Raw genomic sequence first — 23,683 nt, 5'->3', positions numbered from 1 at the left:
TGGGCCGAAGGGTGGCCTTTGCGCCTCAGCCCGCTTTGGTCCACTGCTTACAGCCCTGGGTCTTGAAGATCCTATCGGTGAACTTGATTGTCACTACGGCTGCACCCGTGGGCGTGTCATTGGCAATGATCGAGTCCATGTTGCCGGAGGCGTCCTTGTCGCGCTCCCAGTAACAGGAGGGGAGGTCGGTGCTAGCCGGACCCGCAGATTTGTACGTGCCGGGGGCGATGTCCTTGCCGACCTGGAATTCGCCGTCGCCGGCGAAGGACGTGGCGGGGGCCGCCGTGGTCTTGATGGGTGCGGCGGTATGGGCCGGGGCGCTGATGCCAGCCGGGGCCGCGGCGGTGTGGGCCGCATTGGTGGTGCTGCTGCACGCGGCGAGAACGAGGGTGGCCGCGCCGATTGTGACGGTGAGGGTTCTGCGCATGTCTCCAGCTTGCGCCATCTGACGCCCCTCCGCACGGCAGGAGATGGGCCCCACCCCACAGCGCCGGAACGGGGCCGCGGGTCTCACTTCGCGGGCACGGTCCACAGCTTCGGCGTGTCGAGGCCGTCGGGCGCGTAGGCGATCAGTGATGGCCGCTGCTTTCCCGGAACGGGAAAAATGATCTTCCCTCGGAGGCAGCGGCCCGGTGAAACGGTCGCGTCGCCCATGGGGAATGCGGGCTTGGGGAAACTGTCGTAGCCGCTGTCAGAAGGCTCGATCTGGGTGCCGTCGTCGTAGGCGAGGATCCACGGGGTGCTGTTCACGGGGTCGGTCTCGGTGGACGTGGTGTCGGTGCAGATCTTCACGTCGAGCGCAGCCCATACATAGCCGTGCGAGGACTTACCGAAGGCGTCCTCAGGGGAGGCGCCGTCGGTGGCGACGTGCTGCTGGTAGCCGAGGACGGTCGTAGTGCCGCTGAGGGTATTGCCGTCGCCCTGCTGCCATGCCCAGGCGGTCCCGATGCTCATTGGTGGGTCCACGGTCGGCGACGGCGTCGGACTGTCCGAAACCGGGGTCGTGGTTGCTGCGGTCGTGGTCGTCGGGCTGCTGCTGGCGGTGGGAGTGCTTGTGCTGGAGCAGCCGGCGAGTGCGAGTAACACGATGGAGGTGATAGCGGTGACTCGGGCGCGCATGTCCTAGATCCCCCTGTGGTGGTCGGAGGCCCAGCGTTCCAGTGCGACCGGTGGTGACTACGGAGTACGACCGATCCGTTACCGGAGGTTCGAGCCGTAACGGACGACGTCGACCGCATGCCCGTTACGGCTACTGCTGCTGTGCGTGTCGTCTCAGCTTCGCCGCTGCGGCCTTCAACGCTGTTATGCACTCGGTGATGTCGGCCGCCCACTGCTGGGCCTGCTCTTGGCTGACGGAGTCGTCGAGGGGGGCCGCCTCGAAGGCCGTGGCCAGCCCCTGCAGCCCCTGGACGCCTCGGGTGAAGTTCTTCGCCGCAGCCTGGCGACGCGGGGCGATGCTGGGCGGCGCTACGACGACTGCCGCGGCCGGGCTGGCCCTCCGCCGCCGGTACGCCTTCTGGCGGCACGCCGAGCCGCAGAACCGGGCGTCCGCGCGACCGGTGGTGATGGGCTTGCCGCAGCCCTGGCACGGGTCCTCGCTGCCCTGGTTGCCGTTACGGGTACGCGTGAGGCTGGTCGAGCATGTCCGGGAGCAGGTGACGCGCTTCAGCAGCGGGTCCGCGGCGCGCACGACCAGCCGGTCGCACCCGGCGCACTGCGCCGCAGGCAGGGGCTTGCCGCGCCCCACCAGGTCCTCCCAGCGGAAGTCCTTGGCCTCCCGCAGGCTGGCGAGCTTCGTCAGGCCGGTCTTCGGATCCGGGCCGCCAGTGGTAAAGCAGCTGGTACAGATGCCGAACTGGCCACTGGACCACCTGCGGCCGTGCTTCCGGGAGCCGGAGACGAGGTAGAGCAGGCCCTCGATCGGCTCGGAACACATGGGGCAACCGTCTTCACTCATAGGCGTAACGGTATCGGAAGGTTCTTCACCTGTACCCGTAACGCCCAAAGGGGGCCCTGCTCGACCTCGGCCAGGACCCCCGGGGTGCAGCCTACGGGCTACATTCCCGGCCGCCAGTCGTCCCCCCAAGTCGACGGCGGCGGCGGATCGCCCTGGTCGGGCATGTCCTCGACGCGCAGGCTCTCCAGCAGGTCCGCGAACTCCCGGAGCCGGGCCGCCTGCGGAATGAGGCTGTCGGCGAGGGTCCGGATCTGGTCCGGGGTCATCTCTGCCGGTGGGCCCTCACCTTCGAGGTAGACCAGGCCGCAGATTCCGCGCTGGGCCGGGTTGTCCGCGAACGGGGCCCAGGCGATCTCCGCGCCCAGCATCGAGTGCGAGTCGTGCGGCTCCCAGGGGACGGTGGGAGTCCCGGCTTCGACCTCCATGGAGATCATCACCTCGGACATGTGGTCCTGCTCGGACGCGACGTCTCCGCGGATGTCGTGCGGGCGGCCCTTGCACCAGTCGGGGCACGGGCCGAGGAGGTCGATGTCGGGCCTGGGGTGGGCGTGGATCCACCGGAGGTGTTCCAGGTCCTCCTCGCTGATGTCGTACTTGTCCACGGTGGTCTCCTCGGTCATGGCGAAGCCCCGACGCCGGATACGGGTACAGCGTCGGGGCCGTGGGGTGACCGCCCGGGCCCCGCTGGGGAGCTTGTCCGGCCCGGGCGGCCGTTGTGCCCCGCCTGACCACTGCTCTTCCGACAGGGGCCAGGCGGGAGTCAGAGGGAGTACGTTCGGGTCGTCGTACTCGGCGGGACCTTCCGCTTGCACTTGCCGGCGCAGGCCACCACGGTCCCGCCGGCACCGGAGTCGGAGTGGACCTCGCGGACGATCCGCTTGGCCGGACCCCAGGATCCGCACCGGTGGCAGCACCCAGCAGCCGTACCGGTCGGCTCGGGGATGTCGATGCTCGGGATCATGGACGGCATCACGAGGCCTCCTTGGTGTGGCAGGTGCAGGCGCACTCGACCGCGGTCCAGCCGAGGATGGGGTGCTGGTAGCCGGGCGCCTGGCACATCGGGCAGCCGTGCCGCCACGTCGGATCCTTGTGGCCCACGGAGCACTCTGGCGTCAGGTACGGCTCGGGCTTCTGCGGGGCGGCGAGGGCGGTCATCATTCCTCGATCTCGGCGATGTTCTCGATGATCTGCAGCACCGAGTACAGCGAGCTGGTGAGCGCCCCGGTCACCAAGGCCAGGTCGGCGCCCTTCGCGGTGCTGTAGTCCAACTGCTGGGCCTGCAACAGGTCATTGAGCGCGACCTTGATCCGGAACGTCTGGGTGGCGTCGAGCTTCACCTTCGCCTCGCTCACGGCCGCACCCCGATCCGGGCCTCGGCCCAGACGGTGCGGTCCTCGTCCTGGGAGCCGCGGGCGATCGCCAGGCCCTGGACGATGCCGATGCCCTGCCGGGCCCGCAGGGGCAGAGCATGGGGGCCGGTGGCGTAGATACGGACGCGGGGTCCGTCGGTCGATACGGTCATTTCGATCTTCCCCGGACGTGTGGCGAGTACGGCGATGAACAGCTCGTCGGCGAGGAGCACCAGGTCGTCGATCTGCTCGGCGTCCGGTGCTAAGCCCTCGTCGTCGGCGTGCTCGCGGATCCGCGTGCGCACCCATTGCCGCAGCTGCGGGGCCTGGTCGGCCTGCCCTGGGTAGGGCATCCGCCAGGTGTGGCCGGCGCTGGGCATGGGTGTGACCCTCCGCATCCATTGCGAGTACGCAACGTGCTGTTGTGTACTCAGAATGTCGTCAGGCTTGGGGTTGGTCAACCATCAGAGGCAGTATTGCGAGTACAGAAACGGACGATCATCCGAGAGAGGGGCGTCGGCGTGACGCAAGACCAGCGGCCCGAATACCTCCGCATCGCCGCTGAACTGCGGGAAGCCATCACCAGCGGCACCTACGCCCCAGGTGACCAACTCCCCACGCTCCCATCCCTCGCACAGCAGTACGGGGTGTCGGACACCACCGCCCGCAACGCCGTCGCCGTCCTGCGGAACGACGGCCTCGTCGAGTCACGCACCCGCGCCGGCACCCGAGTCCGCGAACGCCCCGCGATCCACCGCATGCCCGCCGACCGCTACAAGACCACCGCCGCACCCTCCACTGCCTTCACCGTCGACCAGGGCGCAGAGTGGTCCGAGTACCACCTCGGGAAGCGCTTCGAGAAGGTCAAGGCCACCGACGAGCTGGCGATCCTCTTCGAGGTCGAACCCGGCGAGCAGCTCCTCGCACGGCACTTCGTGTTCTTCGACAAGGGCATCGCCACCCAGATGTCCACCTCGTACGTCCGCTGGTCCGACGTGAAGAACAGCCCGATCGTCGACCCGATCAACGAGCCCTGGCCCGGTGGCACCCGCGCCCAGCTGGCCACCGTCGGCATCATCGTGGCCAGGATCGAGGAGTCGTTCACCACCGCCATGCCGACCGAGGCCGAAGCCACCACCCTGGTCATCGGCGCCGGTATCCCGGTCCTGCGCTGGACCCGCCGCATGCTCACCGCACAGGGCCGGGTCGTCGAGGTCGCACACCCGATGGTCCGCCGCGGCGACACTACCGTCGTCGACTTCGCGTTCGACCTCAGTCAGTAGGTCTGCCTATGGGATGGGCCTTAGCGTCACCCTGAACCACAGGGACGGAACAGGCGAGGGGGCGTTCGCCGAGCCCTACTCGCCGCGACTGACGTGGCTCGGAGCTACGATCGAATCCGGCTCGGGTCGCAGGTGAACTTATGATCATTGTCTGGATTTACCTGTGTCGGCGTGGTCCAAAGGCCACGCGTTATCTCATCAGCTATCAGGCCCACGCCGTCCCCATCGACGGACCTACTAGAGATGGTCACCTCGACCGTCCCGGTCGATTCGGGCGCCAGAGTGAGTGGCTGGCCATCTGAAGTCCGGTGCACGTCCGTTCTGAAATGGTAGATCCACTTATTTCCGACCTGGCTGCGCTGTACCTCGACGTATTTTGCGGCAACGGCGTCGTGCACGGTATCTGCGGCCTTGCGGGCACCGACCAGGGTCAGGGTCACCACGTTGTCGTTCTTTGGCTCACCCACCACGCACCTCCGCTGTTCGACCCTACGTCCAGCGTGCGCTCACCTGCCGGGTTGTGCGCGCGGGGGCGGGGTCAGTGCCGATGCCTCCGCGTGACGGCTGTCCAGATAGCAGCGCCGATGGCGATCATGAGGAAGATCGCGCCCTTGTTGATCGAGACGGACCATTGGTGCGGCCGGATCAGAGCATGGTCCACGACCGTTCCGGCGCAGGCGAGTGCGATCAAGGCGGTGATCGTGACGGGCCAGCGCAGCCAAGCCGGTACGGTCGGCGGCGGGGTGCCCTCGTCTGCGGAGTGCCCGTTACGCCGGATCAGGAGGACGCCAGTCCACGCGAGGCCGGCGAGGGCCAACCCGAGGGACACGAGGACAGTTTCCATCCCCGGCACCTTCCCCAGGCCGACGGAGTGTACGCGGGAAGGGCGGTGGGTTGCAGCCGACCGACTCCAGTCCCGAGGTCGGCGATCAGGTCCGGCGCCGATACTCCCTAGCGATAACTGCGAGCACGGTAACGAGGATTGCGACGTCGACCCACCCCAGATCGCTGCCCCACCCGCCCCTGGAGAACGCGAGGGCGGCGTTCAGGGTGATGCCGGCGACCGCGACCCAGCCGATGATGCGCGACCTGCGGCCAGCTGGCCGGGGCTGTGTCATCGGGGTGCCTGTTCCGAGGGAAGCGGGGGCTGCTGGCGGCGCGTGGGCTGCCTTCTGCTCATGAAAGCGGCACCAGCCCATGCCAGGGGGACGATCATGCTGCTGCGGAGCGCCTGCGCCCAACTGTCGTGAACCCAGTAGTGGCCAATGCCGACGCTTGCGCACCAGAGCGCGGTCATCGTCGCAACCAGGACACTCCAGTGCCGTTGTCTCCTCATGCGTGCAGGGTCGCACAGGGGTACGGCTACGACGGGGGCGGGGAGGGCTTCGCGGGGGTGGAGCTACCGCCAGACCTTCCGCACCACGTTGTCGACCCATTCCCGGTCGCGGTCTCCGGGCACCATGCGTCCCTGGGCGCGCCACTCGCTGGCCAGGGCGGCAAACAGTGGCTCCTCCGGTGCCGGGGGCCGACGATGGGAGCGCCGGTCGCGCTGGAGCGGGATGAGGTCGGTGGCGGGCACGGTCGTGGTCACACAGGACCAACAGCGGGAGCCCTCGGCAGGTCACGACTCGGATGAGCGAACGGCCTGGCCGTCGGCCCCAATCCCAGGTGTGTGATTCGCGGTTATTTTATTACGCCGTTCGCTACACCACGGCGCTGAGCGGCGAGTTCACGGCCTGCCGGGTGAAGGGTCCGCTCTGGTCCGGACCCTTTCGGGCTGGTGCTACCAGCGGGGTCGGTCGATCTTTGAGGTTGGCCTCAAAGATGCAGGCCAGCCCGATCCTCAGGGGGTCGCCCGAGGTTTTTACCCGTGACCGTGAAAACTCCGCACGTAGATCATCCCCAACATCACCAGTAGCGATGTTGGCCTGCAGGGCGTCCATGCTGTGGACACCCTTGCGGGTCCGCGGCTCGGACCCGCAGCGGGCCGCCGTCCGCCTTCGTTACGCAGGCAGTTGGATCTGCACCGCACCAGAACGGCCGGCGCCAGGGGTGGGAGCTGTCTCCAATGGCGTTGCTTTTTGAGGGTTCTGAGCACGGATCGGGCGGATGGTGCCCGAGGCAAGGACGGGGTTGCCCCTCCCTTCCCTCGGCCATCCGGGCCACGTTGGTCGCCGAACGAACGACACAAGGATATAGCAGACAATTGGATACATATTCTATGAGCGCAGCTAGTCCACCTTGCCCCTGACCTGCATGTTTATCGCCCGAGCGCCCTATTTAGACCCTTGTTGGTACGGGGTGTTCGCGGGCCTGAACCAGCCCCTGCCGGTGGCGGTGCGTGGGCGCGGCGGAGCGCTTGGGGTATCGGGGCTGGGTGACTTTCAGTTCACGCGGGTAGTTGCGGGGGCGCGCTTCGCGCTGGGCCTGGCCGCGAGCCGGGCAGCGGCCCGCTGCGCGAGCGGCTCGGGTCCGCAGGGGGGAAAGGGGCTCGGCGAGAGAGCGTCGGACCAAGTGCTGGGCCCGGCGGAAGGAGATCCGGTCGGGGTCCAGCGGTATCGGCGCCACTACGGTCGCGGCGTGGTGGATCAGGTCGCGGGTGAGGTGATGCACAGTCAGGTTGGCCCAGATCTCCTGCAGGACGCCATCGGGGTGCTGCGACCGCAGGACGGTCCGCGAGGTCCGCTGGACGATCTTGAGCTCGGCGAAAATGGTCTCTACCTGCCAACGCCAGTGATACAGGGCAGCGAGTTCGGCGGCCGGGGCGGTAGCGGGATCCAGGAGTGTGGTCGCCAGCCGGTAGACCTCCTCCTCGCCGTCCAGGGTGTACTCGATGACGCGGACCTCGATCCGGACTGGGATCTCAATGCCCTTGCGCCGCAGCTCAGCCCGGCGTTTGCTGTCCGTGCCGACGACGGCGAGGTAGCTGCCGTCGCCCAGCTCCCGGCACTCGCTGCGGGCAACGTTCTTCTTCAGCCGCCATAGCAACTGCGCGCCGCCCTCGCGGAACGCGGACCACAGACGGGTGCCCATGAAGTTGCGGTCGCCTAGCACCAGCGTGCCGGGACCGGCAGACTCGACCAGGTCCAGGGCCAGTTCGGCCTCCGCGTCGCGGTAGCCGCCGACCACCGCGTCCACCACGGCCCGGCTGCCGCACTCCACCATGGCCATCACCTTGGCCTGCGGATACGCGCTGGTCCCGTGCACGGCGGTCGGGCGGCCGAACGCCCGCTCGTTCTCGGGCGTGTCCGCCAGATCCAGCAAGGTCGCGTCCAGCGCCTGCACGCGCAGCCCCCGCCAGAACGCCGAGGGGCAGCTGTCCTCCTGGGCTATGGGCCCCGCCACCTCGCGGAACAGCTCCCGCAGCACGCGCGGACCCAGACGCCGGCGAGCCCGGCACAACGACGACTTGTTCGGCAGCTCGGATACTAACTCGCCTTCGCCGCAGGTGAGTTCCTCGAAGACCTGGCGGTACCCCTCGTCTGGGTACAGGCAGCGCGCCAACTCGAAGAAGACCATCGAACGCGCCGACAGCCGGCGCCGGCGCACCTCCGTCCGCCCGCATCGCTCGATGACCCTGTCCACCAACGACGGGGGACACCACTGCGTCAACGCCCCCAAGCCGGAACCAACATCCCCAATCTCACGCATACCTGCATGAATGCCCAAGAAATCAGCAAAAGCAACGCCATTGGAGCTGTCTCCCACCCTTCGAGGCGGACAGCCTGCCCGTCTCAGCCGGGGTACGCGCCAGTGCGTACCGGCCGCGACTTTCCCGGTAGCGGGAAAAATGCGCTGACCTGCACGGTCGTAACGGCCTTGCAGCCTGGGCCGCCGTCATGGAGGCCCACGCTCTGCAGGAAGGGTCCGCACATTCCGTGGACCCTCTGCGCCGCCCCGGAGAGCGCCGCAAACGGTACCCAGATCGTGGGTACCCTGGCGGCCGACCTTCAGCGCGAGGGCCGGTTGCTGCGAAGGGTCTCGGTGCGGGCGACACCCGTTGCGGTGGCCACCTTGGCCAGCTCAACGACGGTCATGGCGGCCGTGGTTTGCTTCCGTCAATCTGACGGAAGCAACCGTGGCCGTTACTGCCACGGTTGAGCCGGTCAGGCTGACAGTCTCAGATCGCCGCCAGCACGAAGATCACCAGCGCGGCCGTTTGCCGGGTCCCGGCAGGACCCCGCACGTGCCACCGCTGCACGGGGCAGCAAAAATGGCTCACATGAGCGAGAGCAGCACGCACGAACACCACCATCCCCATGTCGTCGTCCATCCCGTGATGGATGGTGATCCGCCGTTCCGCGGCGTCGACATCCTGGGCGTTCCGGCCGGGCAGGCGACGTCGTTCGCGGACCTGGTCGCGATCTGCCGCACGGCCGGGCTGGGTGAGCTGAACCTCTACGAGCCCGGGGTCGTAGAGTGGCGCGGTGGTGGCGCCAACCAGTGGCGGTAGGGCCCGATACACCCGACCGGCTCACCGGGCTGGCACCCCACCGGCTTTCGGGGCTTGATGGTGGTGTGTCCTGTTTCTGGAGGCGGTTGCGGGGCGCCGGCCGGGACCTCAGACACCCGGTCCGTGGAATGGCCCCTGCTGGGCGAGCGGGGGCCATTCGCATGCCCAGACCCGTTCGGCTCAACGAATGTTGCCAGCGTCGATCGGTGTGATCCACGATGATCCTGCTGGAGCTTTTTTCTTCGTCGAGCTCAAGCAAAACCCGGGTGCCTCTTCTCCCCGGCGCGAGAGCCCCCGAGTGGACGCCGGGGGCTTTCGCATGTCGCGACACACCCATCCGGACCATGGTCCTTGAATCAGCAGCTCACAGTGGGCAGGGTCGTGCTGCCGGTGCGTTCCAGGGCACGATTACGCCGGCAGCCGGGCAGCCTCGTCCCCTGCCCCGGCATTGGGAGCCCCCGTCCGAAAGCGGGGGCTCCCGCCCATCACCGGGCCGACATCGGGTTAAGGCCGGGCGCGACACACTCGTTCGGCTGAGGGTCCTTGATCGCGTCACCGGCCGCGGGCAGGATCAGTGCGTCGGCCACCCTAGGCGCAGGGGACGCCGGCAGTCGGGGGAGCCTAGTGCGCTGCCACCGGCATCCGGGAGCCCCCTGTCCAGTCACATCAGGGGGCTCCCGGCATGCGCGGGGGCCTGCCGCACTGGGTGGTGCGACCTGCCCGTCGCCCCCGTGCGGGTGTCGAAGCCGCACAGGGCTGGTGAGCGGCCCGCAGTGCCGCACCAGCAGGCGTGCCCCACCCCCGCGGGGACATGCCCGCTCCCGGGGCAGAGCAAGGTGTGAGCCGTCGCCCTTACTCACGCCACGCATAGTTTGTTCTGTACATGGAAAGGTGGATGGTGTGCGTGCCACTCCCCCCAAGGCGCGCACCGGTGCCCCGGCTCGCGTGGATGCGGGGCACCGCCGGGAGAAAACGGGGGGTCGCGGTCCTGTCGCGTCGGAGGGCCCTGGCAGGACCGCGCCGGCCCCCGCGAAGGAGTCGCTCCTCGGACTGCTGGCCAGGGGACGGTGAAACCCCCGCCGCCGGGCGGTGGCAGCGGGGGCTTCACGATGAACATAGGCGGATCGGGCTGTATCTCGGCGGGGACGCGCCCGTATCGGGGCGACACACCCGTTCGGCCGTCAGTCCTTGCAGCTCCGGTGTCCGCCGGGCAAGCTCGGGGGTGTCGGCGAGTCTGCCTGGATGCCGCCTGCAAGCCGGTGAGGAGAGACAACCCCACCGGCTCTAGGAGCCTCCGTGCCGGGTGCACGGGGGCTCCTGTCGTGTCCGGCGCACTCCCCGCGATCCTGGCCGAACGCATGGCAGAGCCCCTGCCAACGGGGGGACGAACGCAGGGGCTCCGAGTTCAGGTTAAGCCGTCCGGGTAGGGGTCCGCGCGCCGGTCGTGCACATATCCACAGGGGTTGTGGACAACTCCCGTTGTCGGGCCGCCGGGGAGGCAGTGCGACCCCGAGCACAGGCCCTTGCAGGGTCTTTCGGTGCCCGTTCGTGCCCTGCCTCCCTGCCTCCCTCAACGATCATCACCGCAGGTCACGTCAGGGAGGAAGGCCAGGGAGGCAGTCAGGGAGAACTCCCTCGCCTACCTGGTGCCTCCCTTACTCGGAGTCGTCGTTCTCGTCGCCGTCGAGGCGCCGGTTGATGGCGTCTGTGACTCGTGTCCAGTCGACGACCATGACGCCCTCGGACTTGCGGGTCGGTGCGCCGGCGTCGTCCAGGAACGCGGTCAGGTCGGCGAAGGTCCACTCCTCGTACTCGGCGCGGTTCAGCTCCGTGAGCCGCTGCAGGACCACCTGCGTCCGCATTCGGGGCTCGCCGCCGAGGACGATGGCGATGTTCGCGAGATGGTCGACGCGCTCGCCCTCCTCGACCTCGGAGCGCGTCGCGACCTTGGCCCGCCGCTCCTTGGCGCGCTCGGCGACCATGGCGGCGTCGTCGCCGTCGATGAAGTGCGTGCGGATGGTGATCGACGTCTGACCGGGCTGCAGCTTGATGCCGGACCCGGCGACGACCAGCGTGCCCTTGTCCAGGCCCTGCCGGAGCTTGTGCGGCGCCGCGCCGCCGTCGATCGGGGCATCACCCAGGGCCATCTTCGCCTGGGCCTCGGTGCCCAGGGCCAGGGAGGCGCGGATGTGGTTGCCCTCGCGGGACCGCTTGGGCAGGTTCTCGTTTGTCGGGTCCTGGGTGCCTTCCCAGGTGGTGACGTTGACGGCGCGGCCCTGGTCGTGGATCTTCTTGATCGCTTGGAAGTACCTGCTGGTGACCTTGGTGCCGCCGTAGGGGCGTTTGTCGTCGCCGATCGCGCCGGATCCGTAGGCGACCTGGGCCTCGTCGATGATGAACACCAAGGGCCGGAACCTGGGGTCTGAGTGGGCCATGTCGCGGGTGACGCCCTTGGTCGAGCCGGACTGCTCGGCCAGGGCCAGGCGGCGTTCCATCTCGGCGACGCCCTCCTCGACCATGTGCGTGGCCTGCATGACGTGGGCGTCCGTGGGTCCTTGGATCAGGACGGTGGCCAGGTCCAGGAACATGCGCCAGTCGCCGATGCCCTTGAGGTCCGCGACCCTGAACTCAACGAACGGGTCCAGCGCCAACCACAGAGCCAGGGCCCGCAGCGAAGCGGTCTTGCCCTGGTTGGACAGGCCGGTAACCAGGATGTGCATCTGGAACACGGTGAGCGCGGCGAGGTCGCCGCGCAGGTCCTGGCCCCACGGTGCGCGCCCGTCGTAGTAGTCGGCGGTCAGCTCCGGGTCGGTGACCATCGGCGAGGCCCCGATCGGTTCGTCCAGCGCCCCGGGGTCTGCGATCCACAACCGCACGGTGCGGGCGGCTTGCGGGATGGTGATGAACAGCTCGTGCTCGTGCCGGGTGAGGTTCTCGGCGAGCTTGCGGCGCCGGTTCTGCACCTCCTCCGTGGATACCCCGGACGGCAGCAGGACGTCGACCTCGACGCCGCAGCCGGCGTTCTTGATCGGGCCCAGCATCCCGGCCGCACCGTCGGCCATGTCCTTGATCGCGGTCCGCATCTTGGAGATCCCCAGGTCCCGCAGCGCGGTGACGACGATCGAGGGGGTGATGGCCTCACCTGTGCGGTCGCGCTCGGGCAGCACCCAGGTCGGCACCGTGCCCTTGGTTCGGCCGACCTCCCACAACCCCAGCAGGGCGAGCCAGGGTGCGGCCATGACCGCGGGACCCCAGACGACGGTAGCGATGACGACCAGGGCGTGAACGAGGTCGACCACGGCCATGGTCGGCGCGATGACCTCGACGAGTCGGTGTTCGTCGATCGCCAGGACGATCCCGAGCAGCAGCAGGACCGCGGTCGCCAGGACGACCGAGACCGCGGTGGCCTTGGCCAGCCGCAGCGGGGCGCCGAGGAGGTCCATGCGGCGCTGGTGCCGGCTGGCGCGGAACGCCGCGGCGCGCATCTCCCACTCCATGGCCTGCTCGTGCTGGCCGACCGCTTCAGCTGCGCGCATCATGCGTTCGAACCGGGCGGTCGTCCGGCTCTCCCAGGTGCGGCGGGCCACGACCAGGGCGCCGCTGGTGGTGTAGAGGCCGTGCCGGGCGACCAGGCGGGCGCCGTTGCGGGTGCGCTCGTGCGTCAGGACGATCCGGGCCCGGCGTACCGGGCGGACGCGCCGGCGGCGAGCGTCGGGAAGCTGCCGCTGCTCGGGCAGTACGACGCCTTCGAGAGGCTGCTCGGCAGCCACGGGGGTGGTGTGGACCTTGACCAGCTTCACGCCCTGGTCGCGGCCGTTGACCCGGGTCTCGTCGGTGAGGGCCATCAGCGGTTCCTGATCTGCATGGTGGGGTGGGTGGCGCGCCAGCCGATGACGCCGAGCAGGAGCAGCAGCAGCGCGGCCGGCTGGCCGGCGATCCAGGGCAGCGCCGCAGTGGCGGCCGGGATCAGGACGGTGCGCAGGTTGTAGGCGAGCAGGAGCAGCAGGCCGAGGATGGACCAGGTGGAGGGGCGGAGCTGGGGCATGGCGGTACCTCCGGGACGGGGGCCGGGCAGCTGCAGCGCTGCCCGGCCGGGGTGGGTTACTTCCTAGGGCTTCGGCCTCGGCGTTGGCCTTGCACTTCTCGGCCTTGGCCTCGCAGGCGGCGGCCTTGGTGTCGTTGCCGGCGGCGCGCCACTTCTCGGCGTCGCCCTGCCAGCGCTGTGCGTCTTCGGTCCAGCTCATGGCGGTCAGCCCTTCTCGGCGTCGCGGGCGGCGAAGCCGGCGTTGATCCGGTCGAGGGAGTCGGTGAGGGTCTGCCAGGCCTGCGGCGAGGCGGTCACGGTCGCGGTGAAGTCGGCACCGGTGCTGGCGGGCTCGGGGTCGAGGGTGGGGCGGGTGTTCTCGGACATGTCCGGACTCCTCTTTCGGTGGGGTGGGCGTGACGAAATGCGTGATGGAAGTCGGGGGTCAGGCGGAGGTGACGCGGCGCAGGATCCGGGCGACGGTCTCGGGGTCGACGTGCTCGCCGACGGCTGTCCGGACAGCTCCGAGGACGCTGTCCGCGTCGGTCACCCCGAGGTACACCAGGCTGCGGACGACGTCGCTGATCGACGCCTCCGACCTGCTGTCCGCCGTGTCCGCGGGCTGTCCGGACAACTCCCGGACGGTGTCCGCCGTGGTCGTCAGACCGACCCTGCGGAGCAGCTCGACGACATCGTCGGGCGAGGCGTTGGGGACGGTCTGCAGGGCTGTCCGGACAGCCGAGCGGACAGCTGGACTCGGACCCGTCACAGCGGCCTCTGCAGGGGCGTCCTGGGTCACCAGAAGGTGTGCGGTGATCCCGGTCTCGGCTTCCATGGCGAGGAGTTCGGCGACGGTGGCCTGCTCGACGCGGGCGGCCTGGCGGCGCAGCTGGGCAAGCTCACGGTGCTCGATCTCCATGGCGAGGGCGGTGTGGACCTTGTCACGCTCGCGCTCCAACCGGACCTGGTAGGCCAGGGGCAGGCGGTGCGTGGTGGTCTCCAGGCGCAGCCACCAGGCGGCCTTGACGCTCAGCGGCACCAGGGAGGCGATGATCCCGGCACCGACCATGCCGAGCTGGGCGGCGGCGAGGATGATCGCGGCCATGCTGACGGCCATGAAGAACACGCCGGCGACCTGGCAGGCACGGCGGGCCTTGGGGTGGGTCTGGGCCATCCACTCGCCGAGGAGTGCGTAGATCCACAGCCCGTCGTAGACCGCGGCCACGGAGTAGGCGACGTAGGCGGGCACGAAGCCGCTGAACAGGGCGCCGATTGCGGCGACGGACAACCCCATGGCCAGGACGGTGAAGCCGGCGGCGAGGCGGAACATCAGCGTCTTGACCTGGGCGCGGGTGTCGCGCGGCGGTCGGGGTGCGGGCCGGTGGCCGACGAGGGTCTCCTCGGGCACACCGTTGACGACGGTCGTCTCGTAGATGGGGATCTGGTCGGTCATCAGGTGCTCCAGGGTTTGGAGCCCGGCGGCGCGGCGGTGGCCCCGGCGTTCAAATCAGTGGCACTGACTTGAAGCTGGCCTTCCGCCGCACCGACGGGCGCGGGGAAGGTCGGGTCAGGGTGTTGCAGGCTCTACGTCCGGCCACACCCGGCCGGTCTTGATGTTGCTGACGTGGGCGCGCTTGATGCCGAACTGCGCGGCGATCTGACCTTGATCGAGCTCGCCAAGGAGCAGTAGCCGCTTGATCTGACCGACTTTCTGCGCGTCGAGCTGGGTCGTGCGCTGGTTACGGGCCTGCTCGCGGGAGGTGGCCCACCGGACGTTCCCGGGCTCGTAGTTGCCGTTCGGGTCGATGCGATCGATCGAGTGCCTGGGTGATGGCTTCGGGCCGACATCGGCAAGGAACGCCTCGAAGGAGCCGAGCCAGCGGTCGCACACGCGGATGCCGCGACCGCCGTAGTCCATCCACTGCTTCGTGTTGGGGTTGCTGCAGCGCGCCTTCATCGACGACCAGGTCTTGTACTCGGGCCGGTGGTGCAGGCCGTGTTTGGTGTTCCGCGCGATCGTGAGCTCGGTGCTCAGGCACCCGCAGGAGCGTGTCTTGCCGTCCAGTCCTGCGATGTGGATGGCCTTCTGGGTGCCGCAGTCGCAGCGGACCATGACCTTGCGGGCCCGCTTGCCGTTCGGCTGCGGGGCTGCGGAGAACGGCTCGCCTATGACAGTCCAGCGGCCGAAGCGGGCACCGATGCGGATCACACTGGTGGCGGCCACTAGAACGACACCTCCAGGTCGACACAGAGCACGTCGGGCTGCTCGTCGGACGGGTAGGGGTCGGTGATGTCGGTCAGGTCGTCGAAGGCCTGGCGGAGCCGGACCAGCCCGAGGGCGATCTCCGACTCCAGGCCGGTCAGGCGGATCCTCACTGCCACACCCCCGCCTCGGCGGCCGGCACCGGGACAGTGCCCGCGGGGGACTCGGTGACGTGCAGGGCGGCCTTCACGTAGGCGATGCACTGCCACTCCGCACCACCCCAGCGGCCTTCGGCACGGAGCGACTGCATGGGGCCGTGCTGCGCCGAGTCGTAGTCGTGAGCCTCGACCTCGAGCTCCAGGGCGGCGGCCAGCAGCCGGAGCGACTCCTCGCCCCGGTCATGGGCGACGGTGATGAACGGGTAGATCGTCGCGTCCAGTTCGATCCGCCAGCCGAACGGCAGCTCGTCGACCTCGGGGTGGGTGGCGAGCAGCAGGTGCAGGGCGGCGGCGCTGATGTGCGCGGACGGCTCGATCATCGCCCGGCCCCCTGACGGACACGGCGCAGAGCCTCGTCCATGTCCGGGTCGGAGTCGGCGTTGCCGAGGGTGGCGGCGGCACTGTCGAAGGCCCGGCGATACGCGGCGACCAGGTCCGCGCCGGCCTGGAGGGCGTCGACAACGGCCTGCTCGGTGGCGGCCAGCTCGGCGAGGCCGTTGCTGCAGCGTTCGACGGTGGCGGGCAGGGCGGCGAACCGCAGGGCGCTCTTGGCGTCACGGATCTGACGGCGCACCACCCGGTACGCCTCCGCCAGCGGCACCAGGGCGCCCTTCGCGGCCTCCAGCTCGTCGTACAGCCGGGCCAGGTGCGGGGTGTCCTGCGGCGCGGCCGTGACGGGCTTCAGGGCCGGGTCGGTGAAGTCGACGGCCCTCTCGCCGTTCCGCTTCGTGCGGAAGTGCTGGGCCATGGCCTGCCGTGCGGTGCAGCACAGCAGCCCGTACACCCGGTCGTCGAGGGTGATGCCGCGGGTGATCTGCCAGCGCCACAGGTGCAGGAACACTTCCTGGGCGAGGTCCTCGGCGAGCTGCCAGTCCAGGTGCGGCAGGCGAAACGCGATGAACGCCGTGATGCGGCGCCCGTTGGCCTGCATGACCTGGGCCAGGATCTGCTCCGGGGTGCCGGTGTAGGTCTCGCCGGGGGCCGGCTCGGCGCGGGTGAGGGCGTGCGTGAGTGTGCTGGAGGGCATGACGGCCCGTCCTTTCGGGTGAAAGTTCGGGGCAGGTCAGCGGGAGGCGTAGGCGCGGTGCTCGGCGCGGTCGTCCAGACCGGCGGAAACACTGGCGCAGTCGGTGCACTGCGCGTCGCCGTTGCCGTCCTCGCCAAGGTCCGACACGTCCCAGGCACGGTCACAGGTGGCACACACGCCGGTCTCGGGTGCCACAACGACGGCCTTGACCTTCAGCGACGGTGCCGAGGTCTTCATCGGCACCGGGCCGAGCCCGTTGGCCTTGAAGATCGCCCGGATGGCGTCGAGGTCGGCGGTCTGCCGGGTCGACGGGATCCGCTCGACCAGCCATGCGCCGTACGTCCCGGCGGGCAGCCGGTCGAGGATTTTCTTCGCGGCGCGCTTGCCGCGGTCGGCGCGGCGGGCCTGGTCGGCGGCCCGGTGGAACTCACGGGCGGCGGCCTCGACCAGGTCGACGGCCGGCATGTCGTCCGCGGTGAACAGGTCCGTCGGGTCCTCGACGGGCTCGGCGTCGACCTGCGTGGTCTGCTGCACCACGGGGCCGCGAAGCTCGGCGACTACGGCGGAGACCCGGGACGCGGTCCGGGCGATGAACTTGCTGGCGGAGATGGAGCGGGCACGGCGGGGCGTGAGAAGATCCAACACAGCTGACTCCCTGTTACGGCAGGTGGTCGGTCAGGCCTCCGTCCGGTGTTGGTAGCACCGAGCGGGGGCCGTTCTGGCTAACCGGCGCGGTTAACCTTGTACGGACACATTAACGCCAACCATGTACGGACGCAAGCCTTTCTGTCAGAATCCCTGTAGGTACACCGAGGGAGTGACATGGCGGACAAGACCGACCACACGCACAGCGCGCAGTTCCGTGTGCCCCGGATCATGTGGGAGGCCTACGGGCGCGTGGCAGAACGGCTGACTTCGGACCGATCAGCACTGCTTCTCGATCATGTCCGGGCGGACATCAAGCACTTCGGTGACGAGCGGGATCTCGCCGACCTTGACCAGGCGGAGCGAGAGTTGGCAGAGCGGCGCGCGCGTAAGGGCGGCCGGCCCCGCACCAGCGGTGCAGATTCATCCCAAGCAGACGCCAAGCTCCAGGGATAGCCGCAGACGGGAAGCCCTAATCCCATGGGGACCTGGGGGGAATCCTGGGGAGTCTCTGGGGAGTTGGGGAGTCTCTGGGGAGCTTTGAAACGGGGAAACCGGGGGAATCGAGGGGAAGCCAGGGGAAGGCATTCCCGCTGGTCAAAGCCCGATAGAGCTCATCATGGCTGATCAGAAAGCCAGCAGGTACACACGACCACGGTAGCCAGCCTGCCTTGGACACCCGCAACGGGGTCCGGGATCGGACCGGCGGGGGCCCTCGGCTGCGGACCACCGGCTGAAGATCCCCGCTGAGGGCTTCCCCGCTGCGGGCTTCCAGTCAGCGGTGAGGGCTCCCCCGCACAGAGCTTCCCCGCTGAGGGCCCCCCGGTCAGCGGGCCGGGAGCGGGCTCGTGCGGTAGACCGTGCCCGCGCAGGCGTTGCCGATCACCGCGCTGGCCGCCGCCGTCCCGCCCGCGCCAGGGGTGTGGCCCAGGGTGACCGTGGGCGTGCTGCCGGCCCCGCTCGGGGCGCCGGTGTCGGCGCCTGCGGAGACCGAGCCCTGGGTGGTGTCGTCGCTGCCGGGCGCGGCCGAGGCGCTGCTGCCGGACGCCGAGGAGGCGGTGCAGCTGGGGGTGCCCGTACCGGAGGCCGGCACCCAGGCGAACTCGACCAGGTAGGAGTCCCCCGGCGCGAGGACCACCGGCGCGGGCTTGGCGGCAGGCGCCGGAAGCCCCCCGGCGGGATCCCCCGCGGTGTGCTGTGCCACCGAGATCCAGGACTTGTCGGTCCCGGACACCGCCAGTACCGCCACCGCGCCGGGCGTCGAGACTCGGCAGGTGCTCCCGGAGACATTGCTGACCTGGAAGGTGCCGTAGACCACCCCGGCCGCGTCGGGCGAACCTACCGTGTCGGCGCCGTTGCCCAGCTGGCCGCGGACGCACTCGGCGACCGGCCCGGTCGAACCGTGGGCCGATCCCCCGGAGGCCCCCGCGGAGACCGAGCTGCCGGCGGCGGGCCGGGAGAGGGAGGGGTTCGGCTGCAGCACGCCGGACGCCCCCGGCAGCACCGTCGCGGAGTTGTGGCCGTTGGTGCTGTCCCCGCCGGCGAAGGAGCTGCCGACGCCCGGGAGCACCCGGCCAGGACCGGCCGGGGCCAGCGAGGCGCCCGCACTGACGTGCGCACCGTGGCTGGGCCCGTTGCTCGCCGCGTCGCCGTACTGCTGGCTGCTCTGCGGGCCGTCGGCGGAGTTGATGGACATTCCGGCCGAGTGCAGGGCGATGGTGCCGAGGGAGCAGAGGAAGACCGTGGCGACGACTGATCCGAGGACCCGTCTCCTGCGCTGGCGGCGCCGGGGGACGGCCCGGCGGATCTGCTCCAGCGCGCCGGGCATCGGGGCCAGCTCGCCGACAGCGCGGTGCAGCAGGTCGCGCACCTCGCGCTGCTCGGGGGTGAGGTCGGCGCCGGGTCCGACCTCGGGTTCGTTCCCGTGCCCGGAGTCGTGCCCGGAGTGCCCTGAGTCCTGCCCTGATCCGTGCTCCGCCCCGGGCCCGGTTCCGTCGCCCGTCCCGTGCCCTGATCCGTGTCCTGTCCCGTTCCCCGGTCCGGAACCACTCGTCGCGCGGTCGAACCAGGGCGGGAGCGAGGTCGGCGGGGCCACCGGCATCGGCGGAGCCTGCGGGACGCCGCCTGCCCTGCCCGCGCTGCCGCCAGGCCGGACCACCCTGACCGCGGCTCGGGGTTCGCGGGGCAGTTCCTCGCCGTTCATGAGGTGCTCTCCATGGCGATCCGCAGCGCCGCGAGGCCCCGCGAACCGTATGCCTTGACTGATCCGATCGAGATCCCGAGACTGTCGGCGACCTGGGCCTCCGTCATGTCCGCGAGGTAGCGCAGCACCAGCACCTCGCGCTGGCGCCGCTGCAGCCCGCGCAGCGAGCGGCGCAGATGGTCCCGCTCCAGGGCGTCGTACGCGCCCTCCTCTGCGCTGGCCATGTCCGGCATCGGCTTGGGCAGCAGCCGCAGGCCCATGATCCGGCGGCGCAGGGTCGAACGGGACAGGTTGACGACGGTCTGCCGCAGGTAGGCCAGGGTCTTCTCGGGGTCGCGGACCCGGCGCCGGGCGGCGTGCACCCGGATGAAGGCCTCCTGCACCACGTCCTCACAGGAGGCGTTGTCGTCCAGGAGCAACGCGGCCAGCCCGAGCAGCGAGCGGTAGTGGGCCTGGTAGGTCTCGGTGAGCTGGTCGACGCTGGTGCCCTCGACGGCGGCGCTCACCGCCGTGGCGGCCTCGATCCGGTCGTTCACATGGTCGACGCCACGGCGCACGTTCGGAAAGGGCGCGGTCATGAGACCACCCCCTGGTACTGCCCAACGTCCCCAACGCTCTGCCACAACTGTCGCCACACAGGTTTGACGAGCGACTCCGGGCGAAGGTTGTACGGAATCGCGGAGCAGTTGTCATGCCCGCTACTCATCCGTCGCCCTCCCCTGCTCGCCCGCGCAGCCGTTGACGCCCCCGAGGGCAGCCCTTAACGCTCCCCTAAGGTAAGGGGCGAGGCTACCCGCGTCACCGAAATCCCTAGGACTTCCACAAAGCCCACCCGCGCCGGTCGGCACGGGTGGGCTCCAGGTCTCAGCGAAGAGGTCTCAGCGAAGCTCTTGGAGAGCTCGCGGCGAGGGCCTCGTCAGCGTCCGCTGCCGCCGTAGACCACGGCCTCGTCGGTCGCGCTGTCCAGGCCGAAGGCCGAGTGCACCGCGCGGACCGCCTCGTTGACGTCGTCGGCGCGGGTCACCACCGAGATGCGGATCTCCGAGGTGGAGATCAGCTCGATGTTGACGCCGGCGTCGGACAGCGCCTCGAAGAAGGTCGCGGTGACCCCGGGGTTGGACCGCATACCGGCGCCGACCAGCGAGATCTTGCCGATCTGGTCGTCGTAGCGGAGCGACTCGAAGCCGATCCCGCCCTGCGCCCGCTCCAGCGCCTCGATGGCCTTGCGGCCGTCGGTCTTGGGAGCGGTGAAGGAGATGTCGGTCAGACCGGTCGCCGCGGCGGACACGTTCTGGACCACCATGTCGATGTTGACCTCGGCGTCGGCGATGGCCCGGAAGATCCGCGCCGCCTCGCCCGGCTTGTCAGGGACGCCGACGACGGTGACCTTGGCCTCCGACGTGTCGTGGGCGACCCCGGAGATGATGGCGTGCTCCATTTCGCCCCCTTCGGGCTTGTTGCGGACCCAGGTCCCGACGTGTCCGGAAAAGGACGACCGTACATGGATGGGCATGTTGTAGCGCCGGGCGTACTCGACGCAGCGGGCGAGCAGCACCTTCGAACCGGACGAGGCCAGCTCGAGCATGTCCTCGTAGCCGATCTCGTCGATCTTCTGCGCCTTCTTCACTACCCGCGGGTCGGCGGTGTATACGCCGTCCACGTCGGTGTAGATCTCGCAGACCTCGGCGTGCAGCGCGGCAGCCAGCGCGACCGCGGTGGTGTCCGAGCCGCCCCGGCCCAGGGTGGTGATGTCCTTGCTGTCCAGGGACACCCCCTGGAAGCCGGCCACGATCGCGATATTGCCCTGGTCCAGGGCGGTACGGATCCGACCGGGCGTCACATCGATGATGCGCGCCTTGTTGTGGACCGAGTCGGTGATGACCCCGGCCTGGCTCCCGGTGAACGACTGGGCCTCGTGGCCCAGGGATTTGATCGCCATCGCCAGCAGGGCCATGGAGATGCGCTCCCCGGAGGTCAGCAGCATGTCGAGCTCGCGGCCCGCAGGGAAAGGTGACACCTGCTCCGCGAGATCGATGAGCTCGTCCGTCGTGTCACCCATCGCTGACACCACGACGACGACCTCATGGCCGGCCTTCTTGGTGTCGACGATTCGCCTGGCGACGCGCTTGATGCCCTCGGCATCAGCGACGGAGGAGCCGCCGTACTTCTGCACGACAAGGCCCACGTGCGCTCCTCGTTCTGTACCTGGTTGTGCGGTCGGCCCAGTCTAACGAGCGCGCCGGAAGACCCCAGGGCATTCCGAATGGTGGGATTTGATGCTCACCAGTCGAGATCACCGCGGAATTTCCGGTCCCCGCCGCCCCTGGGCTGCCAAAGCCCTCGGATGCCTGGCCGGAACCCGGCTAAAGCCCTTGAATACCCAGCTCGGAGGCCATCAACTCGCCCGCCTGCTGTTCCAGCTGCTCGTCCGTCAACCCGTCGTCGTCGGTGTCCGCGCCGTCGGCCGGTGCGCCGATCGGGCTGTCCAGGCGGACGTGGGCGACCAGCGAGTGCAGCGCGCGCAGCACCGCGGTCGTGGTGGAACCCCAGTTGGCCAGGTAGGAGAACTGCCACCACCACAGCGCCTCGGAGACCCGGCCGGCCCGGTAGTGCACCAGACCGTGCTCCAGGTCCGTCACCACACCGGACACGTCGTCCGAGATCCGGCACGGGACCGGCTTGTCCGCCGGGCCGTACGGGTCGAAGACCTCGTGGTAGACGTCGATCGGCGCGAGCAGCTCGGCCAGCCGCTGGCGCAGCTCGTCCTCGTCGGCGTCCGGACCGGTGTCCGGCTCGTAGCGGTCGTCGGGCAGCACATCGTCGATCGCGCCGAGCCGGCCGCCGGTCAGCAGCACCTGCGAGACCTCGAGCAGCAGGAGGGAGATAGCGCTGCCGGGCTCGTCGCCCTTGGCGATCTCGTGGACGGACAGCACGAAGCTGTTCACCGAGTCCGCGATCTGCACCGCGAAGTCGTCCGGCTCCTCCGGGCGGTGGGCTGCGGCTCCGGCGGCTTTGGTGCCGAGGGCGGTGCTGCTGTCCGTAGTGGTATCAGACATCAAGAAGTCGTCTCCCTTCGAAGGCACGTCCGAGGGTGACCTCGTCGGCGTACTCCAGATCTCCCCCGACCGGCAGGCCACTGGCCAGGCGGGTCACTCGAAGGCCCATCGGCTTGAGCAGCCGGGCCAGGTAGGTTGCGGTCGCCTCCCCCTCCAGATTGGGGTCGGTGGCCAGGATCAGCTCGGTGACGACACCGTCGGCGAGACGGGTCATCAGCTCCCTGATCCGCAGGTCGTCGGGGCCGACACCGTCGATCGGACTGATCGCACCGCCGAGCACGTGGTAGCGGCCCCGGAACTCACGGGTCCGCTCGACCGCCACCACGTCCTTGGGCTCCTCGACGACGCAGATCACCGTCGGATCGCGGCGGGTGTCCAGACAGACCCGGCAGCGCTCGGACTCGGAAACGTTCCCGCAGACCGCGCAGAACCGGACCTTGTCCTTGACCTCGTTCAACGCGCTCGCCAGCCGGCGGACGTCGACCGGGTCGGACTGCAGGATGTGGAAGGCGATCCGCTGCGCGCTCTTGGGACCGACGCCGGGCAGCCTGCCCAACTCGTCGATGAGGTCCTGGACCACGCCCTCGTACACGCTTCCGCTCCTGCCCTTCTGGTCTGGCGTTCTCGGGTGGTGCCTTGTTTGTTCTCGAGTGGTGCCTGGCGTTCTCAGGTCGTGCCCGGCGTCCATTGGCGTTCTTTGGCGTTCTGCCTGGTTGCTGTCCGTCGGATGACGTCCGTCGGATGGCATCCGGCCAGTGCTGCAGGTCGGCCCGCGACTGCCATCATCCTCTGGCCGCGGCCTCTGCCAAAGCCTCCCGACATACCCCGCTCCTGCACGCCGGGGCGCACGGAAGCCTGGGGAAGGAGTGCCTCGGTGCTGCGATCCCGCGGAGAGTCTTTCGACCCTCGTCAGAACGGCAGACCGGGGATCCCGCCACCGCCGAGGCCCTGCGCCAGCGGTCCGAGACGCTCCGCGGCAAGCTTCTGCGCGGCGGAAGTGGCGTCCCGCACCGCGGCGAGGACCAGGTCGGCGAGGGTCTCGGTATCGTCCGGATCGACCGCCTTGGGGTCGATGACCAGGCCCCTGAGCTCGCCCGTCCCACTCACCGTCGCCTGCACCAGGCCGCCGCCGGCCGTTCCCTGCACCGTCGTCTCGGCCAGCTCCGCCTGAGTACGGGCAAGCTGCTGCTGCATCTGCTGGGCCTGCTGCAGCAGGGCCTGCATGTCGGGCTGTCCACCACCGGGGAACATGGTTCGCTCCTGTC

The 23,683-nt window shown here is 69.4% G+C and carries 32 protein-coding genes; 3 read left to right on the top strand and 29 right to left on the bottom strand.

Annotated features, from left to right (window positions below; all coding sequences use genetic code 11):
* Positions 1-25 precede the first annotated feature (25 nt).
* The 8 genes from ACXKR8_RS28155 to ACXKR8_RS28120 all read right to left on the bottom strand — a co-directional run bounded on the left by ACXKR8_RS28155 (position 26) and on the right by ACXKR8_RS28120 (position 3,686).
* Positions 26-427, bottom strand: coding sequence for a hypothetical protein (locus tag ACXKR8_RS28155; RefSeq protein ID WP_458267375.1), 402 nt, complete (start codon positions 425-427; stop codon positions 26-28).
* An 83-nt stretch (positions 428-510) separates the two neighbouring features.
* A complete protein-coding gene (locus tag ACXKR8_RS28150) occupies positions 511-954 on the bottom strand; it encodes a DUF4352 domain-containing protein (protein ID WP_458267374.1) in 444 nt (147 codons plus the stop codon).
* Positions 955-1,249: 295 nt separating this feature from the next.
* Positions 1,250-1,936, bottom strand: coding sequence for a hypothetical protein (locus ACXKR8_RS28145; RefSeq protein ID WP_458267373.1), 687 nt, complete (start codon positions 1,934-1,936; stop codon positions 1,250-1,252).
* A 119-nt stretch (positions 1,937-2,055) separates the two neighbouring features.
* Positions 2,056-2,577, bottom strand: coding sequence for a DUF6907 domain-containing protein (locus ACXKR8_RS28140; RefSeq protein ID WP_458267372.1), 522 nt, complete (start codon positions 2,575-2,577; stop codon positions 2,056-2,058).
* Between the two features lie 140 nt (positions 2,578-2,717).
* A complete protein-coding gene (locus ACXKR8_RS28135) occupies positions 2,718-2,927 on the bottom strand; it encodes a hypothetical protein (RefSeq protein ID WP_458267371.1) in 210 nt (69 codons plus the stop codon).
* A complete protein-coding gene (locus tag ACXKR8_RS28130) occupies positions 2,927-3,112 on the bottom strand; it encodes a hypothetical protein (RefSeq protein ID WP_458267370.1) in 186 nt (61 codons plus the stop codon). Before ACXKR8_RS28130 ends, ACXKR8_RS28135 begins: the two co-directional genes overlap by 1 nt.
* Positions 3,112-3,309 (bottom strand): hypothetical protein, encoded by a 198-nt coding sequence (locus ACXKR8_RS28125; RefSeq protein ID WP_458267369.1) that lies wholly within the window; start codon positions 3,307-3,309, stop codon positions 3,112-3,114. Before ACXKR8_RS28125 ends, ACXKR8_RS28130 begins: the two co-directional genes overlap by 1 nt.
* On the bottom strand, positions 3,306-3,686 hold the full coding sequence (locus ACXKR8_RS28120) for a hypothetical protein (protein WP_458267368.1): 381 nt from the start codon (positions 3,684-3,686) through the stop codon (positions 3,306-3,308). The genes ACXKR8_RS28125 and ACXKR8_RS28120 overlap by 4 nt, the downstream gene beginning before the upstream one ends.
* A 141-nt stretch (positions 3,687-3,827) precedes the next feature.
* On the opposite strand from ACXKR8_RS28120, the gene ACXKR8_RS28115 reads away from it, so the two are divergent.
* Entirely contained in the window at positions 3,828-4,589 is a 762-nt protein-coding gene (locus ACXKR8_RS28115; protein WP_458267367.1) for a GntR family transcriptional regulator, read from the top strand.
* Between the two features lie 104 nt (positions 4,590-4,693).
* Here the strand turns inward: ACXKR8_RS28115 and ACXKR8_RS28110 are convergent, their stop codons facing one another.
* The 6 genes from ACXKR8_RS28110 to ACXKR8_RS28085 form a co-directional block, all read right to left on the bottom strand.
* Positions 4,694-5,032, bottom strand: a complete 339-nt coding sequence (locus ACXKR8_RS28110; protein WP_458267366.1) for a hypothetical protein — start codon at positions 5,030-5,032, stop codon at positions 4,694-4,696.
* A gap of 95 nt (positions 5,033-5,127) precedes the next feature.
* Entirely contained in the window at positions 5,128-5,433 is a 306-nt protein-coding gene (locus tag ACXKR8_RS28105; RefSeq protein WP_458267365.1) for a hypothetical protein, read from the bottom strand.
* Between the two features lie 555 nt (positions 5,434-5,988).
* Entirely contained in the window at positions 5,989-6,180 is a 192-nt protein-coding gene (locus ACXKR8_RS28100) for a hypothetical protein (RefSeq protein WP_458267364.1), read from the bottom strand.
* A 112-nt stretch (positions 6,181-6,292) separates the two neighbouring features.
* Positions 6,293-6,532, bottom strand: a complete 240-nt coding sequence (locus ACXKR8_RS28095) for a hypothetical protein (protein ID WP_462099888.1) — start codon at positions 6,530-6,532, stop codon at positions 6,293-6,295.
* A 337-nt stretch (positions 6,533-6,869) separates the two neighbouring features.
* Positions 6,870-8,240 carry an IS4 family transposase gene (locus tag ACXKR8_RS28090; protein ID WP_462100703.1) on the bottom strand — a complete coding sequence of 457 codons (1,371 nt, stop codon included), beginning with the start codon at positions 8,238-8,240 and terminating at the stop codon, positions 6,870-6,872.
* A gap of 469 nt (positions 8,241-8,709) precedes the next feature.
* Positions 8,710-8,862: a hypothetical protein gene (locus ACXKR8_RS28085; protein WP_458267362.1), complete on the bottom strand. Its 153-nt coding sequence runs from the start codon at positions 8,860-8,862 to the stop codon at positions 8,710-8,712.
* Between the two features lie 6 nt (positions 8,863-8,868).
* Here ACXKR8_RS28085 and ACXKR8_RS28080 point away from each other — a divergent pair, with 6 nt between their 5' ends.
* Positions 8,869-9,042, top strand: a complete 174-nt coding sequence (locus ACXKR8_RS28080; protein WP_458267361.1) for a hypothetical protein — start codon at positions 8,869-8,871, stop codon at positions 9,040-9,042.
* A gap of 1,655 nt (positions 9,043-10,697) precedes the next feature.
* Here ACXKR8_RS28080 and ACXKR8_RS28075 read toward each other — a convergent pair.
* The 9 genes from ACXKR8_RS28075 to ACXKR8_RS28035 form a co-directional block, all read right to left on the bottom strand.
* On the bottom strand, positions 10,698-12,887 hold the full coding sequence (locus tag ACXKR8_RS28075) for an ATP-binding protein (protein WP_458267360.1): 2,190 nt from the start codon (positions 12,885-12,887) through the stop codon (positions 10,698-10,700).
* Positions 12,887-13,087: a hypothetical protein gene (locus tag ACXKR8_RS28070; protein WP_458267359.1), complete on the bottom strand. Its 201-nt coding sequence runs from the start codon at positions 13,085-13,087 to the stop codon at positions 12,887-12,889. Before ACXKR8_RS28070 ends, ACXKR8_RS28075 begins: the two co-directional genes overlap by 1 nt.
* Positions 13,088-13,291: 204 nt before the next feature.
* A complete protein-coding gene (locus ACXKR8_RS28065; RefSeq protein WP_458267357.1) occupies positions 13,292-13,453 on the bottom strand; it encodes a hypothetical protein in 162 nt (53 codons plus the stop codon).
* A gap of 58 nt (positions 13,454-13,511) precedes the next feature.
* Entirely contained in the window at positions 13,512-14,519 is a 1,008-nt protein-coding gene (locus ACXKR8_RS28060; RefSeq protein WP_458267356.1) for a hypothetical protein, read from the bottom strand.
* A 114-nt stretch (positions 14,520-14,633) separates the two neighbouring features.
* Positions 14,634-15,290 carry a helix-turn-helix domain-containing protein gene (locus ACXKR8_RS28055; protein ID WP_458267355.1) on the bottom strand — a complete coding sequence of 219 codons (657 nt, stop codon included), beginning with the start codon at positions 15,288-15,290 and terminating at the stop codon, positions 14,634-14,636.
* A complete protein-coding gene (locus tag ACXKR8_RS28050; RefSeq protein ID WP_458267354.1) occupies positions 15,290-15,442 on the bottom strand; it encodes a hypothetical protein in 153 nt (50 codons plus the stop codon). The genes ACXKR8_RS28055 and ACXKR8_RS28050 overlap by 1 nt, the downstream gene beginning before the upstream one ends.
* A complete protein-coding gene (locus tag ACXKR8_RS28045; protein ID WP_458267353.1) occupies positions 15,439-15,807 on the bottom strand; it encodes a hypothetical protein in 369 nt (122 codons plus the stop codon). The genes ACXKR8_RS28050 and ACXKR8_RS28045 overlap by 4 nt, the downstream gene beginning before the upstream one ends.
* A complete protein-coding gene (locus tag ACXKR8_RS28040; protein ID WP_458267352.1) occupies positions 15,804-16,514 on the bottom strand; it encodes an RNA polymerase sigma factor in 711 nt (236 codons plus the stop codon). Before ACXKR8_RS28040 ends, ACXKR8_RS28045 begins: the two co-directional genes overlap by 4 nt.
* A gap of 36 nt (positions 16,515-16,550) precedes the next feature.
* The gene (locus ACXKR8_RS28035) at positions 16,551-17,156 is read right to left on the bottom strand and encodes a hypothetical protein (protein ID WP_458267351.1); all 606 of its coding nucleotides are present in this window, start codon (positions 17,154-17,156) and stop codon (positions 16,551-16,553) included.
* Positions 17,157-17,336: 180 nt separating this feature from the next.
* Between ACXKR8_RS28035 and ACXKR8_RS28030 the strand changes: the two genes are divergently transcribed.
* Positions 17,337-17,615: a hypothetical protein gene (locus tag ACXKR8_RS28030; RefSeq protein WP_458267350.1), complete on the top strand. Its 279-nt coding sequence runs from the start codon at positions 17,337-17,339 to the stop codon at positions 17,613-17,615.
* Positions 17,616-17,985: 370 nt separating this feature from the next.
* Here ACXKR8_RS28030 and ACXKR8_RS28025 read toward each other — a convergent pair whose 3' ends face one another.
* From ACXKR8_RS28025 to ACXKR8_RS28000, 6 genes are all read right to left on the bottom strand, one after another.
* Positions 17,986-19,362, bottom strand: coding sequence for a DUF4232 domain-containing protein (locus tag ACXKR8_RS28025; RefSeq protein ID WP_458267349.1), 1,377 nt, complete (start codon positions 19,360-19,362; stop codon positions 17,986-17,988).
* Positions 19,359-19,940, bottom strand: coding sequence for a SigE family RNA polymerase sigma factor (locus ACXKR8_RS28020; protein ID WP_458267348.1), 582 nt, complete (start codon positions 19,938-19,940; stop codon positions 19,359-19,361). Before ACXKR8_RS28020 ends, ACXKR8_RS28025 begins: the two co-directional genes overlap by 4 nt.
* Before the next feature lie 338 nt (positions 19,941-20,278).
* Positions 20,279-21,547 carry an aspartate kinase gene (locus tag ACXKR8_RS28015; protein WP_458267347.1) on the bottom strand — a complete coding sequence of 423 codons (1,269 nt, stop codon included), beginning with the start codon at positions 21,545-21,547 and terminating at the stop codon, positions 20,279-20,281.
* A gap of 178 nt (positions 21,548-21,725) precedes the next feature.
* Positions 21,726-22,418 (bottom strand): DUF5063 domain-containing protein, encoded by a 693-nt coding sequence (locus tag ACXKR8_RS28010; protein ID WP_458267346.1) that lies wholly within the window; start codon positions 22,416-22,418, stop codon positions 21,726-21,728.
* On the bottom strand, positions 22,411-23,010 hold the full coding sequence (gene recR, locus ACXKR8_RS28005; protein WP_458267345.1) for a recombination mediator RecR: 600 nt from the start codon (positions 23,008-23,010) through the stop codon (positions 22,411-22,413). The genes ACXKR8_RS28010 and recR overlap by 8 nt, the downstream gene beginning before the upstream one ends.
* A 317-nt stretch (positions 23,011-23,327) precedes the next feature.
* A complete protein-coding gene (locus ACXKR8_RS28000; protein WP_458267344.1) occupies positions 23,328-23,669 on the bottom strand; it encodes a YbaB/EbfC family nucleoid-associated protein in 342 nt (113 codons plus the stop codon).
* Positions 23,670-23,683 lie beyond the last annotated feature (14 nt).

This window comes from Streptacidiphilus sp. PAMC 29251 (assembly GCF_054208735.2).
The sequence above is the reverse complement of the archived record's forward strand: the minus strand, read 5'-3'. Positions and strand labels throughout refer to the sequence as shown.